This is a genomic window from Abyssicoccus albus (assembly GCF_003815035.1).
In the GTDB taxonomy this organism is placed as follows: Bacteria; Bacillota; Bacilli; order Staphylococcales; family Abyssicoccaceae; genus Abyssicoccus; species Abyssicoccus albus.
In genome coordinates, this window is sequence record NZ_RKRK01000005.1 from 1 (window position 1) to 13,895 (window position 13,895).

General features: G+C 36.1%; 15 protein-coding genes. 2 read left to right on the forward strand and 13 right to left on the reverse strand.

Annotation, left to right across the window (positions count from 1 at the left end; translation table 11 throughout):
* Positions 1-1,102: 1,102 nt before the first annotated feature.
* From EDD62_RS07740 to EDD62_RS07795, 12 genes are all read right to left on the reverse strand, one after another.
* Positions 1,103-1,951: a metal ABC transporter permease gene (locus EDD62_RS07740; protein ID WP_123808367.1), complete on the reverse strand. Its 849-nt coding sequence runs from the start codon at positions 1,949-1,951 to the stop codon at positions 1,103-1,105.
* Entirely contained in the window at positions 1,948-2,823 is an 876-nt protein-coding gene (locus EDD62_RS07745; protein ID WP_123808370.1) for a metal ABC transporter permease, read from the reverse strand. Before EDD62_RS07745 ends, EDD62_RS07740 begins: the two co-directional genes overlap by 4 nt.
* On the reverse strand, positions 2,811-3,545 hold the full coding sequence (locus EDD62_RS07750; protein WP_123808372.1) for a metal ABC transporter ATP-binding protein: 735 nt from the start codon (positions 3,543-3,545) through the stop codon (positions 2,811-2,813). Before EDD62_RS07750 ends, EDD62_RS07745 begins: the two co-directional genes overlap by 13 nt.
* An 11-nt stretch (positions 3,546-3,556) precedes the next feature.
* Complete coding sequence (locus tag EDD62_RS07755; RefSeq protein ID WP_123808374.1) at positions 3,557-4,486, reverse strand: metal ABC transporter solute-binding protein, Zn/Mn family; 930 nt, start codon at positions 4,484-4,486, stop codon at positions 3,557-3,559.
* Positions 4,487-4,906: 420 nt separating this feature from the next.
* Positions 4,907-5,584, reverse strand: a complete 678-nt coding sequence (locus EDD62_RS07760; RefSeq protein ID WP_123808377.1) for a KinB-signaling pathway activation protein — start codon at positions 5,582-5,584, stop codon at positions 4,907-4,909.
* Positions 5,585-5,586: 2 nt separating this feature from the next.
* Positions 5,587-6,657, reverse strand: coding sequence for an Mrp/NBP35 family ATP-binding protein (locus EDD62_RS07765; protein WP_123808380.1), 1,071 nt, complete (start codon positions 6,655-6,657; stop codon positions 5,587-5,589).
* A 62-nt stretch (positions 6,658-6,719) separates the two neighbouring features.
* Positions 6,720-8,111, reverse strand: coding sequence for an MDR family MFS transporter (locus tag EDD62_RS07770; protein ID WP_170152810.1), 1,392 nt, complete (start codon positions 8,109-8,111; stop codon positions 6,720-6,722).
* 119 nt (positions 8,112-8,230) lie between these two features.
* Positions 8,231-9,136, reverse strand: a complete 906-nt coding sequence (gene ypfJ, locus EDD62_RS07775; RefSeq protein WP_123808383.1) for a KPN_02809 family neutral zinc metallopeptidase — start codon at positions 9,134-9,136, stop codon at positions 8,231-8,233.
* Between the two features lie 18 nt (positions 9,137-9,154).
* Positions 9,155-9,400 (reverse strand): hypothetical protein, encoded by a 246-nt coding sequence (locus EDD62_RS07780; RefSeq protein WP_123808386.1) that lies wholly within the window; start codon positions 9,398-9,400, stop codon positions 9,155-9,157.
* An 11-nt stretch (positions 9,401-9,411) separates the two neighbouring features.
* Positions 9,412-10,212 carry a pyrroline-5-carboxylate reductase gene (gene proC, locus EDD62_RS07785; protein WP_123808389.1) on the reverse strand — a complete coding sequence of 267 codons (801 nt, stop codon included), beginning with the start codon at positions 10,210-10,212 and terminating at the stop codon, positions 9,412-9,414.
* 169 nt (positions 10,213-10,381) lie between these two features.
* Entirely contained in the window at positions 10,382-11,053 is a 672-nt protein-coding gene (gene trhA / locus EDD62_RS07790) for a PAQR family membrane homeostasis protein TrhA (protein ID WP_123808391.1), read from the reverse strand.
* 44 nt (positions 11,054-11,097) lie between these two features.
* Complete coding sequence (locus EDD62_RS07795; protein ID WP_249037361.1) at positions 11,098-12,285, reverse strand: UTP--glucose-1-phosphate uridylyltransferase; 1,188 nt, start codon at positions 12,283-12,285, stop codon at positions 11,098-11,100.
* Between the two features lie 238 nt (positions 12,286-12,523).
* Between EDD62_RS07795 and EDD62_RS07800 the strand changes: the two genes are divergently transcribed.
* Together EDD62_RS07800 and EDD62_RS07805 are read left to right on the forward strand one after the other, a co-directional pair.
* Positions 12,524-12,703 (forward strand): hypothetical protein, encoded by a 180-nt coding sequence (locus EDD62_RS07800; RefSeq protein WP_077140868.1) that lies wholly within the window; start codon positions 12,524-12,526, stop codon positions 12,701-12,703.
* 313 nt (positions 12,704-13,016) lie between these two features.
* Entirely contained in the window at positions 13,017-13,406 is a 390-nt protein-coding gene (locus EDD62_RS07805; protein ID WP_123808396.1) for a VOC family protein, read from the forward strand.
* Here EDD62_RS07805 and EDD62_RS07810 read toward each other — a convergent pair.
* Complete coding sequence (locus EDD62_RS07810; RefSeq protein ID WP_123808399.1) at positions 13,375-13,857, reverse strand: NUDIX hydrolase; 483 nt, start codon at positions 13,855-13,857, stop codon at positions 13,375-13,377. The two genes, EDD62_RS07805 and EDD62_RS07810, sit on opposite strands and share 32 nt — an antisense overlap.
* Positions 13,858-13,895 lie beyond the last annotated feature (38 nt).

Below are 13,895 nucleotides of genomic sequence, written 5' to 3' on the forward strand. Positions count from 1 at the left end.
AACGTTGACTTTCTTGATTTAGTTTTCAATGTTCTATTTTGTCTCACAAGAATTAATTATACAGAAATCAAAATTGTTTTTCAAGTGTTAATTTTAATTTTTTATAATTATTTTTGGTCGTATATTGTATCGTTCATTCTTTTCGACCGCTCTTTTGTGAGTGCATAAATTATTTTACACGATATCGCCATTGTCTTCAAGACCTAATTTACATTTAATTAATATTTTAAAAATGCAATGTCTCGCCTCAAATTTGCGACCTAATTAATATATCAAATCTTAACATTGTGGTCAACACTATTTTATAATTATATTTAAAATCGGCTTGAACATAAACGTTCTGCTCAAACAAAATGAGCAACGATCACTATCAAATATAATCATTACTCATTTTATATTTACAAACTAACTAGATACCTATACATATTCTAACATGTTTAAAATAATGCTACTATTATCAACTGAAGTATTAATACTTGTACATGTTATTGCTCATTTTGTAAATCAAATGTGTGGAGTCTATGCCTGATGCAGAGTTCTTTGAATTCGAAGATTCTCAAGATTCTTCTACTTATCACTTTGAACTAATATTATTTTTTATTAACACCAACGCCAATGGCTTACACTTTTACAAGTACTTCTGTTAAATCTATCGTAGGATTCGCCAATTGTTTAAATTTAACTTAGTCTATTTGATTGCTCACTCTGACAAAAGCGTCCAAGGACCTGAGCGCAGTCTCCTATATTCATATTGACTTCTTTTCATTGACCACCTTTAAAATTACGACGAATGCTCTTTGTTGTACATTCGACAATCGATTAGTTTGTTTTTCCTGCCTATCAATCCCATGGGAGTCGTTTCCATCAGAGACACCCCTCATAACCGATGCTTATGAATAAGCGATTTCACATGCTCTGCATGTTTCCTTTATAGCAGGTGTATTCAACCGAGCCGTTCTGCATCTATTTCGACATTTTTCCTTGCGACCACCAAGGTCGAAAAAGACTTTAACATAATCTTTTTTTAGGACCCATTATATTCCTCGTCTAAATCACACCGAATACATACGTGGCACCCCCTGATATTAGTGATCGCTTTTAATTAAAATATGCTTTTTTTCTTCGTTTTATCATAATAAGTAGTCAAGAATACGAAGAAGAACACCATTGTGGATACTGTGGCCACGCTGCCTGAAATAGAAAGGTTAGCATAGTACCCAATCAGACAACCCACGATACTGTTGAATGCTGAGATGCCTAATGACATGAAAATCATGTGCGAGAGCCGCTTAACCAACAGATAGCTGGTGGCGGCCGGTGCAACGAAGAAACTGATAACGAGGATGGAACCGACCGCATCAAAGGCTGTCACTGCTGTCACTGAGACAAGCGACATCAAGATGTAATAGATCAGTGATGTGCTAAATCCCGCCACTGTTGCATATACCGGATCGAAACTGGTCAGTTTAAGTTCTTTGTAGAAAATAGTGATGAACATTAGATTGATGATTAATGTGATGATGAGTTGTACCAGTGCGTAAGGCAGACTTATACCCAAGATGTCCACCCGATTCAACGGTGCAAACAACACCTGTCCCATCAGGACAACATCAATATCTATATGAGTATCATCCGCGTATCTGGACACCAATATAACAGCCAATGCAAATAAAGCGGTAAATACAACACCGATTGCCGCATCCACCTTCATCAAGCGTGTCGAAATCACTACCTCGATTAGATAGACAGTGACGAGACCTATGACGGTCGCTCCTATGATCAAAAGCGGTGAACGTAAATCCTGGGTGATGAAGAAGGCGACGACGATACCAAGCAAAATCGTATGGCTGATGGCATCGGTCGTCATACTGCTGTTCTTAAGGACGAGGAATACACCGAGCAGACTCGTTGAAAGTGCGGTCACGAGCAAGACCATAAGAACTTCAATCATGTGAGACCTCCTAACTTCTTCATCCTGCTTCGCCGTCTGGCGATACCTTTTGGTGAAAATAGGATGGAAATGATAACAAAAACACTGAGGGATAGTATGATGGCAGGCCCTGTCGCGATGCCGGTAAAGGCGGTCGAAACATAAGTACCGATAAATGCTGAAGCTCCGCCGACTGCGGCGGCAATCGCTAACACAACCCCAAAGCGTTTCGACCATAGCTGCCCGACTACAGCCGGTGCGATGAGGATGTTGACGATGAGTATGGCCCCCACTGCCTTCAACCCTACCGCAATCAGTCCGATGGTCATGAACAGCACTAGCATGTTCATATTTTTAGTGTTGATACCGATGGTTCTTGCATATATGGAATCAAACACGAAAATCTTCAGCTGTTCATAAAAAGCAAAAAATATCATAAGACTGATGACCGACATTATTATGATCAAGTAGATATCACTCTTCAGCATATAAGCCGCTTGGCCAAAGATGAAATCATCAATGCCCTGGGTTCCGCTGAAATTCGGGTTTCCCTGGATATAACTCTTTAGAGCCATACCCAGTCCGAAAAATCCGGACAGCACTATCGCCAAGGCGCTATCCATCGTAATTTTTGTACTGTCCGTCACCTTCTGTATGACCAAGAAAGCAAGGACACCCATGAGTATCGCCCCCGCCACCAATACGTATGTTTCCATAACATTGAACAGCATGAAGGCAAGCACGACGCCAGGGAAAGTCGCATGTCCGATTGCGTCACCAATCAGGCTTTGCCCCTTTATGACGCTCACTGAACCGATGATTGCACTCGCGACGGTCAATACAACCGTACCAAATGCAACGACCAGAAATGTATAACTTGTCAAGACATCCATGGTTCCACACTCTTTTCATAATATGCGTCATCGATATGTGCTTTTGTCCATACCTCATCTATCAGCCCGGCTGCGATGACCTCTTTATTCAAAATGATGACGTTATCGAAATACTCGGGCACGGTATCCAAATTATGGTGGACCACCAGAAATGTCTTACCTTCACTCTGCAACTTTTTCATCGTTTCAATAATCAAGCGTTCTGTAGTGATGTCAATCCCTTGCAACGGTTCATCCATAATATAGATATCGGCATCATGGGCAATCGCCCGGGCAAGAAAAACTCGTTGACGCTGTCCACCGGAGAGCTCTGATATCTGCCGGTCTTTAAAAGGTACCATCTTCATTATTTCCATTGCCTCATGAGCAATCTGTCGATCCGTCTTGGATGGTCGCTTGATCCACCCTTTATGCACATATCTTCCCATCAATACAACATCGAATACCGTTGTAGGGTAGTCCCAGTTGACCTCTCCCTTTTGTGGGACGTAAGCAACGTTTTTCAAGGCGGATTTATGCGTGTTTCCCTCTACAGAAACAGTTCCAGACAGCGGCTTGACCAGCTGCATGATGGATTTGATCAAAGTCGATTTACCTGCCCCATTGGGACCCACCACAGCCGTACGGCTGCCTGCTTTAACACTGAGGTTCAATTTCCATATAACCGGCGCATCATTATATGCAACGCTCAAATCCTGTACTTCTATTACATTTCGACTCATTTCAGTGCCTCCTATTTGAGATGTTCTACGATGATGTCAATATTATGTCGATACATACTGAGGAAAGTATCCCCATTTTCACCTTCTTTTGCAAGGGAGTCTGATAACAGCTCGTTCCCTTCACCGACGAGTTCCACTTCACCTCCTTGAGACGCCACCACTTCCTGAATACGTCTCATTCGGTCCGGATTGGTTGTGGTTTCAACGAATATCGCTTTTACATTATTATCGACAATTATATCTGCCGTTTTCTGTATCTGATTGTTGGACACTTCGCTGTCTGTCGAGATACCTTGTGGTGCATGGACTTCCATGTCATAAGCGGTGGAGAGATAGCCGAACGCATCATGCGGGGTCACTAGGATACGTGATTCTGCCGGGATTTCCTGTATGCGATTTTCTATATATTGATCCAGTTCGTTCAATTCCGCGATATATGCTTCGTAGTTCTTTTCATATTGTTCTTCCCCTTCAGGATTATTTTCTATCAGAGTATCTTTGACACGCTCAAATGCCTGTTTATACAAATCTAGGTTAAACCAGAAATGCGGGTCGACGACTATCTCCTCTTCGTACCCCATCTCTTCAAGCGTGCCTGTATCAAAGTTCTCAGTTACGGAGACACCTTCGTTCAGTACATCTGTCATGCGACCTTCAAAATTCAATCCGTGATAGAGGATCACATCTGCCTCGTTCAACGCGCGCAAATCACTGGCTTTTGGTTCATACACATGCGGGTCCTCCCCGGCCGGGATGATTAGTTCAGTATTAAATGCTTCCACACCTTCTTCCAGTACAGCCACCATGTCGTTCAGGAATGTGGTTGTCACAACGAGTTCTGGCTTATTCTTATCCTTTCCTGCTTCTGTATTGGAACTACAGGCAGCAAATATTAAAGCCATTAAAGCTACTCCAATCGATAAATATATTTTCTTTTTCATAAAAAATTTCCTCCGTAATTTTGTATTTTTCTAACTGCATATTAGAATAACCTAAACACTGTTTTTAGTATACCCTAATTATAACATTTAGTAAACCCTAAAAATTATAATTAGTAAACTTTTATAACCTGATTCAGAAAAGAAATTACGGATATCTAGATGAGAAATCAGTTAAATTTTCCTTAGTTTTGTCGTTCGAATGAATAATTTGAGTTGTTCAACTCGATATGACACATCATCAGATATTTTTCGATCCATAAAAAAATTTTTATCTATTGTAACAATGAATGTGCATGACAAATCCAGAGTAAGGAGAGAGATAGGTCTTGCGTTAATAGCCGTAAATGTAAGGAAACTGGCTACCGCAGTTAGTAAAATCTTTAATACAAATAAAGAAATAGCGATAAAACTTGATAATCATCAAGTTTTATCGCTATTTTTATTATCGGGATTGCTTTTTTTCCGAAACTCTTTTTTTGTTTGAGATCTTGCTTTCAAGCGCTGTTCTGATTTTTTAATATATGATGGTAGAACTAATAACTGAAATGCATTACAAGCCAATATTGCAAAAATTGACCTCATCAACCATCTCGTATCATCAACTTTTAAAAATGGAATCAACGCGACAATTGTCATTACTATCATAAAGAATAAAGCTGGTACAATGACATTCGTCTCAGACTGCTTATTTTTGAAATAAGAAACGATTATCGCTGTGATGATAATTAGTATCGGCACCCAAATAAATGTTGCAATTTGAGTCGTATCCATATCAAACCTTAACAATCTTAAATAAACCATATCTACTATCGCAACAATAATGATAAATATCTGAATGACTTTCCAAAAGCTTTTAAAAATGCTTAACCCAAGCGGGTTGATAAATAAGTATGCAAAAAATACTAATTGGCTAACTGTCGCGATAAGAGCTCCATACGCTATGTACCAAATGAATGATACGAAAAACTCTCCGAGTTCAAAAGAAATGAGGTATTTTGTAAATGTTTCATATTCAAATAATAAACATACAACTAAAGTGACGATAATGCCTATAAGTAAAGTTTTAAAGTAAAATTCAACTAAATATTTCGAACTCATCGCTATTCTCCTGCTTGAGTTTTATCGATGACTTGTCTCGCAATAGCTTTATAAATTTGTCCAATCTCATCACTATCTTGGTAAATGGACGGTGAAAAATCTTCCTCTTTCCATGTCGGTTGACCTAATGGAATTTGACCGATTAAATCCGTTTTTAACTCAGTTGCAAGTTTTGAACCTCCACCTTTTCCAAAGATATACTCTTTTTGGTGAGACTCTGAACTTTGGAAATAGCTCATATTTTCAATAACACCAAGAATATTATGATCGGTATGCATTGCCATTGCCCCTGCACGCGCAGCAACAAATGCTGCTGTTGGATGCGGTGTTGTCACAATAATTTCTTCAGATGTTGGTAACATTTGATGGATATCCAGTGCTACATCTCCTGTACCAGGTGGCAGGTCTAATAGTAAATAATCCAGCTCTCCCCATTCAACTTCAACGAAAAAGTTATTAATCATGTTCCCTAGCATTGGTCCTCTCCAAATGACTGGAGTGTTCTCTTCAACAAAGAAACTCATACTAATAACTTTCACACCATGCCTCTCTACTGGTATGATTTTTTCACCATCTATATCAGGTCGTTCTGAAATCCCCATCATATCAGGAACACTAAATCCATAAATATCAGCATCAATCACACCGACTTTATAACCTAACCTTGCCAGTTGAACAGCTAAGTTAACTGTCACTGTTGATTTACCTACTCCACCTTTACCACTAGCAACAGCGATAAATTTCACATCTTGTTCTCCGTTGTTTGTGATAAGATTTTCAAACTCAGATACAGATCCATTCCCTCTGAACTTTTCGATTGTTTCTGGATCTAACTCTTCAAACCTTAAACCAACTGTTTTGACACCTTGTTCTTTTAATGCTTTTACGATAGCCATTTGCAAATCTAATTGTTCTTGTCCACCAAGTTTACTGATTGCAACTTTAACACTCGCACTTTGCCTTTCTTCATTCACCTTTACTTCTTTAATTCCATCAGTCTCTTTAAGTGGTTGTTGCAAAATAGGATCTTCTATTTCGTTTACAATCTCTTTAATTTCTTCAACGGTTAACATCTACGTTGCCTCCTACTCATTCATTATATTATGTTCTAGCATAACAGTTTCATAACCATTTGTTAATTTAAATTTGGCTTTTCATTTTTGATGAACCAAGATAGAACCAAACCGATAAAGGCAATAATTGCTGCCGTATAAAATGCATAATCAATTCCTACAATCATAGAATGTTTCATATGAGTGCCAGCTTGTTGCTCATTTAATGCTACAAGTGACATAATGGTCACCAATAACGCAGTACCAATTGAACCAGCTACCGTACGAAGCGCATTCGCAACAGCAGTTCCGTGACTAATTAATACTCTAGGTAAACTATTTAGCCCTGCTGTAGCAATTGGCATGTTTACCATAGCAACTGCAAATGCACGGACTGTATACATTACCATGACGTAATAATAACTTGTCGATTCTGATAACATTCCAAGCATAATAGAAGTTAAGACGATCAAAGAAAATCCGATCAACGATAACCACTTTGCACCATATTTATCATATAATCGACCAGTGACGACAGACATTAAGCCCATCAAAATTGCTCCAGGTAATAATACCAATCCCGAATGTAACGCACTATATCCCCGGATATCTTGTATATACATAGGAAGTAAAAGCTGTGGACCGATCATACTCATCATACAGATCATTCCAGCAAGCGTTGTAATAAAGAATAGAGGATACTTTAAAACTCTCACATTTAAAAAGGGATGTTCCAATTTTAATTGTCTAATAAAGAATAACGCCAATACAATAACACCTAATAAAATTGAAATAATTACTGTTACAGATTGTATCCCTAGGGTTCCTGCCATACTAAACCCATAGAGAATACTTCCAAAGCCAATCGTACTCATTATAATACTTAGTATATCAAGATAAACTTCATCTTTATCGCTAACATCTTCGAGCTTCAAGTAACCAAACACTAAGGAGGTTAATGAAATAGGTATAATAATGTAAAACGGAGACCTCCATGTATACTCATCGACCAAAAAGCCAGCCATTGAAGGTCCAATTGCTGGCGCAAAACTAATGACTAGACCAGCAAGCCCCATAGCACTCCCCCTCCTCTCAGGAGGATAGACGCTAAACAATACATACTGCATTAACGGCATAATAATACCCGCACCCATCGCCTGAATAATTCGCGCCAAAAGTAAAACCTCGAAAACTGGAGCAAATGCTGCAATAATCGTTCCAACCGAAAACATACCCATAGCAAAAACAAAAAGAAACCTCGTGGAGAATTTATCCATTAAAAATGCAGTTGTCGGTATCATAATTCCATTTACCAACATAAATCCCGTCATCAACCATTGCGCTTTTGTTGCATTTACACCTAAGCTTTCCATAATCTCAGGTAAAGCTACATTCAGTAATGTTTGATTTAATATCGCTACAAATGCACTGACTAATAATATAGAGACAATTAATCGCCGTCGTTTATCGCTCATCACTAAAACTCCTTATAAGATTATAAGAAACATTCTACTCCTATATATCGCTCTATGCTATGGATATGCTTCATAATAATAAAGCACATACCGCTGAAAACAGCGGTATGTGCTAATATTTATAATTTCAAGTCGTGCGCTTTAAATACATCACCTTGTGATATATCACCTGTTTTATAACCTTTCATAAACCACTTCATACGTTGTTCAGAAGTACCATGTGTAAAACTGTCAGGATCTGCTTCACCCATATGCTTCTCTTGAATCGTATCATCACCAACGGCATGCGCTGCATTCATCGCTTCTTCAATGTCTCCCTCTTCGACAACACCCAATTTTTCATCAGAATAATGTGCGTATATGCCTGCGTAAAAATCTGCTTGAAGTTCCAATGCGACCGAGTACTTATTATACTCTTTTTCAGGCAATGAATTACGTTTACCATGAACCGCATCTGTATAACCCGTTAACCTCTGTATATGGTGCCCTACTTCATGAGCTAATACATAGGCCATAGCAAAATCGCCTTTTGCACCGAATTGGTCACTCAACTGATCCATAAAGGATGTATCAATATATATCTTCTCATCAGCAGGACAATAAAATGGGCCCATTTGACTACTTGCATTACCACAACCTGAGGCAACATTATTTGTGTAAAGAACTAAAGTGGTTGGGTCATATTGTTCATTGTTTTGCTTAAAAATATCACTCCAAATGACTTCTGTATCATTTAATACGACTCTGAGAAATTCTTCACGCTCTTTATCTTGTTCTGAAAGATTCTCAGAATTACTTCCATCATGAGTCACTTGATTATTTCCAGATGAAGACTGTCCACCACCCATCATGTCATCAATCATACTCGTATCTCCAGTAAATAACACATAGGCAATGACTAAAATTAATCCGATTCCTCCTAAACCACCACCAAGCATCGTTTTACCACCCATTGATGGTCTACCCGAACTTGAGCCACGACGGTCTTCAAAGTTCCCACTCTGTTCTCTGCCTTTCCATTCCACTATATGTCACCTCATTTATTATTTTCTATACGGATCACTTAACTTTTTAGCATTTGTTTGTTCATTATATTTATATAGCTTATATAGTATATATAATAGTATAAAGCCTAATAAGCAAGAGATATACCCCATCCATTGAACTCTTCCGAGCTCAACGACGAAATAGTAAGCACTATAAAAATTTACAAGTGCTAATATAGCAATCATCATATAAATAATCATATCATGTTTTTTTGTTATTTTACGTTCTTTAGATTGTACCAACTTTATTCCACCTATTCTTTCGCCAATTCTTCTGAACGGTCATGTGCCGCTTGCAATGTTGCCATTAAATTTTCTTTAATATTTGTTTCATCAAGTGCTAAAAGGCCAGCTTCTGTTGTTCCTTGCTTTGATGTGATTTTACGACGTAATTCACTAAATGATTCATCGCTATCAGATATCATCTTTCCAGTACCAATCACTAAATTACGTGTTAAAAACATTGCTTGTTCCTCAGTAAAACCAAGTTCCATAACACATTCCGCATACTTTTCATAAATGTAATATAAAAATGCAGATCCAGAACCAGTCGCTGCTGTAATGGCATGCATTTCAATTTCTTCAATTTCAACCGCTTTTCCAAATGATTCCATAATTTCAATGAGTTCGTCTTTTGCTGTAAAATTACTTGAATACGTTATCCCATTCACCGAATGTTGAACTTGAGCATTCGTATTCGGCATAATCCTAGCCACCGGATTATCTAATTTTAATTCTCTTGAAATCGTTTTTATTTGTGTACCAGCCATAATCGAAACGATTTTAGTTTTAGGTTCTAAATATGGTCTAATTCGATCAGCGACATCTGGGAAATTTTGAGGTTTTGATGCTAGTACTAAATAATCTGTATCACGACATAGTTCTTCATCGTCATATGAGTAATTAACATTTAACTCATCATGCAATGCTTCTACGCGTTCTTTATTATCCTTACTCGTTAAGTAAATCTCCTCTGGGCTAACAATTTTATTATCAAGCATCCCTCTAAAAATTGCACTTGCCATATTTCCCGAACCATAAAATACGATTTTCATTTTAAAATATACTCTCCTTTATAATCTATAATTCAAACTAACATATGTATAACGATTCAAATCATTGAAAACCGTTATACATAGGTTCATTACAATCATATACAACAACGGCAAAGATTTAAACCGATTGAGACGAAAAATAAATCTTTACCGTTATTTATCTATATAGTTATAAATAAAAAACAATTGCTATAAAATGACAGATTGACGCAAATACAATAAACAAATGCCATATAAAATGGAACCAAGGTTTTTTTTGAGCATAAAAAATCGCTCCGATGGTATAACCTAATCCACCTAACACAATGAATAAAACAAATATAAGCGAAGTATTCATTATAATCATCGGCATTAAAAATATTGCCATCCATCCCATTGTCAAATATATCAACAAGCTTAACTTATGACTACCTTTCGTGACGATTGATTTATATACAATCCCATACACAGCGATAAGCCATTGAACTATCACCGTGATATAACTCCAAGGATCATCTAACGCCATGAAAGCGATCGGTGTATAACTTCCGGCAATCGCCACAAATATCATCGAATGATCAATTTTTCTCATGACAGCTTTGTGTAATGTGTTATGAGCCATAATATGATAAATAGTTGATCCTAAATACATTAAAATTAAGCTCACTACAAATATTGACGCAACCGTTGCATAAGTCGTTCCACCATCTAAATATGTTTTTATACCAACATAAGGGAGTGAAATGATTAAGGCAACAGCTGCAACACCGTGGCTAACTGAATTCCCTAATTCTTCTCCAAATGATAACACAATGACTTCCTTTAAATCTTGTACCCAGTTTATTTCTTCTTTCACTTTCATTGTGTCACCTCATCATTATTTACAATAAGATTTCCATAGAAAATCTATAAAATACCATTATTTTCAAGCATTTTTCTTGCCGTAGCGATACTATCTTTACCTTCCTTATTCTTTAGTGGTGCGAACTCACTATCACGACCTACGCGTAACGCGCTAAATTGAGTTGCTTGACTAAAAATATCAAAATAGAATTTCTCAAATTTCAAAGCTTCTTCCTTAGAAAATTCACCACTTAGTTGCATAAAGTTTAATTTCTTAATTGCCAAATGATATGGTAAATCTGATTTATTTGCACATTTCAAAAATGATAACTTAAATACGTGAATCCCTAAATTCGCGTTCGTATATTCACTTTCCTCACCATCTGGTAATTCAGTGTATTCAACGACTTCATGTTTACCGTCAATCGATACAAGTCGGCCTACACTTTCACCACGTAAAGGTTCAATGGTTTTACTCGTCACATCACTTTCATTCTTTACTGCTAACCCTATTAAATAAGGATCCATAACTTTAACTAGCACATTATCAATATTATTTAGAAAAAGATATTCATATCCTTGTTCGATAAGGCGATCTAATCCACCCGATTTATCAAATGAATGATATATACCGCCATTTCCATTCGGTGTCTCCATAATATGGTAGTCTTCATCAATTAACAATGATCCGTCTTTACTGAGTGATGGTGCCAAATCTTGTTTAAAGAAATAAATTGAACCTTTATCATAGTCGAAGTAATTATTAATCTCAAAAAAATCAATCGTTTCTTCATGGTTAATGTCACTCGTCATAATATACCAAGGAATAATGGTAGCGGTTTCTTTATTCAAAGCTTTTAGCTGATTTGCTTGCATCTCAAATAATGATAACCCATCGAATTCAAATGTTCCTTTTGGACCTGGATGCTGTAATCTAGTCCCTTGACCACCAGCCATCAATAACTGCGCAACTTTACCTTCTTCTATCGCTTTGATACCAATATCATATAATTCATTACGCTCAGGATCCGACAGCTCACTTTTATCGACAAAACTTATGTTTTCATAGTTTGTTTTTTTATTGGCTAAGTATTCATCTCTTTTTACATAAACTTCTTTGTACATCTTATCGACTTTGTCTAAATCAATAGCGTTAATATCATTTAAAACTTGTTTCTGTAGCCCTTCATCTAGACTTTTTATTAAATTGATCAAAGACTCATGTTTTGTTCCTTTAAGATTTTCTAACAAAATTAATCACCTTCACTTTTAAATTTTTATATTCATATTTATACGAACAACTTGTCATCTCATGTTCTTTTTCCAAAAATATCCGATTATTTTATATTTTATGTTTAAAGACTTATTAATCGGTTATATATATAATATCAAAGATATAACCGTTCTTTGAACAATTTTAATTATTTAGTGATAGTTATTTTATAGAACTAAATAATAAATAATAAATATCGAAAGGAGAATTCATAGTATGAATTTTGATAATTTAAAAGACAAAGCAATGGACAAAGGTCGCGACCACTTAAACGAAAACGGTGACAAGTACATGGACCAAGGTAAAAAAATGGTTGACGATAAGTTTGGCACTAATTTAAGTGATGACAACAACAAAAAAGACGAAGACAAAGAAAACAAAAAAGATGAAAAATAAAATTCTTAAACTTATTTAAGTCTAAAGATTATAAATACAAGCGTGTAAACATTTTTATTGTTTACACGCTTGTATTTTAATTTCGACTTGATTTATATAATTTTACATATTCACTTGATGTTCGCTTTTCAATTAGTTGCCTCAATAAATCATAAGGTATTTTTCGCATTTATGTTCTGATACCATCTGGATATACCTTATATAATTCATTCTTTATACTAAATGTTTTAAAAAATATTGTATAATATATATTATTTTAATATATTGTACTACACTTATTAATTATCAATATAAGGAGCATCTATTAAAATCTATGAATATTATGATGAAAGTCATGAATATATTATCTGCATCTAAAATTAAAATGACTTTAAGACACTTATATGCCAAATGGTTTGCAAAGGAATTTATCGTGATAGAAAAATTGATTGATATCGATTATGGCAGAACACTAATCATCACTCAACCTCAATCAATCTATCAATTAAATCAAATTTTAACGAGTCAAAATTATACATTCCATATGCACGATAGTCTCCAAAGAGCATTGTATAAAGTAACAGTTATTAGAAATAAAGATGCTCGTACATACTCTATCTGGGATGATAAAGATGGACTAACAATTTATTTAGAAAACGAAATATTATACACAAAAGTAAATGAAAGTGACACTAAATCGTTACTTCACCTGATTGAATCATAGCATTAAATTGTTCGATATATTTTCGTTGACTTAGAACCATATGATTCGGTAACTCATCTCGATGAAAGAACTTTAAACTTTTCGTTTCATTATGATCGATCGTGAGCTCACCATCGTACTTAGTCGTATAGTAGACTATTGAAACAGGTTGGAAAACATCTTCATTATCAAGTTTAACAACCCAATCCTTACCTGTATGGACATTAATCAAGTTCAGTTCGCTCTCATAGATATGTAAACCCGTCTCTTCTTTTACTTCACGAACAGCAGTCTCTTCAGCAGATTCATACAATTCCATTAGACCACCAGGCAAACCATACTTTTGGTCTCCATCGGCTCTCTCTTGCAACAAAACTTGCCCTTTATTATTTAATATAATGACAATACTTCCAGGTAGCAATAGCGGCATGTGCCCTACTTTTTCACGGATAGTTTGAACATAATTTACCATTTAATCCTCTCCTTAATCGTCATTATATAGATAATGAA

Coding starts and splice junctions, on each gene's coding strand:
- EDD62_RS07740 (WP_123808367.1), bottom strand. CDS start 1,951: ATGATTGAAGTTCTTATGGTCTTGCTCGTGACCGCACTTTCAACGAGT.
- EDD62_RS07745 (WP_123808370.1), bottom strand. CDS start 2,823: ATGGATGTCTTGACAAGTTATACATTTCTGGTCGTTGCATTTGGTACG.
- EDD62_RS07750 (WP_123808372.1), bottom strand. CDS start 3,545: ATGAGTCGAAATGTAATAGAAGTACAGGATTTGAGCGTTGCATATAAT.
- EDD62_RS07755 (WP_123808374.1), bottom strand. CDS start 4,486: ATGAAAAAGAAAATATATTTATCGATTGGAGTAGCTTTAATGGCTTTA.
- EDD62_RS07760 (WP_123808377.1), bottom strand. CDS start 5,584: ATGAGTTCGAAATATTTAGTTGAATTTTACTTTAAAACTTTACTTATA.
- EDD62_RS07765 (WP_123808380.1), bottom strand. CDS start 6,657: ATGTTAACCGTTGAAGAAATTAAAGAGATTGTAAACGAAATAGAAGAT.
- EDD62_RS07770 (WP_170152810.1), bottom strand. CDS start 8,111: ATGAGCGATAAACGACGGCGATTAATTGTCTCTATATTATTAGTCAGT.
- proC (WP_123808389.1), bottom strand. CDS start 10,212: ATGAAAATCGTATTTTATGGTTCGGGAAATATGGCAAGTGCAATTTTT.
- trhA (WP_123808391.1), bottom strand. CDS start 11,053: ATGAAAGTGAAAGAAGAAATAAACTGGGTACAAGATTTAAAGGAAGTC.
- EDD62_RS07800 (WP_077140868.1), top strand. CDS start 12,524: ATGAATTTTGATAATTTAAAAGACAAAGCAATGGACAAAGGTCGCGAC.
- EDD62_RS07805 (WP_123808396.1), top strand. CDS start 13,017: ATGAATATTATGATGAAAGTCATGAATATATTATCTGCATCTAAAATT.
- EDD62_RS07810 (WP_123808399.1), bottom strand. CDS start 13,857: ATGGTAAATTATGTTCAAACTATCCGTGAAAAAGTAGGGCACATGCCG.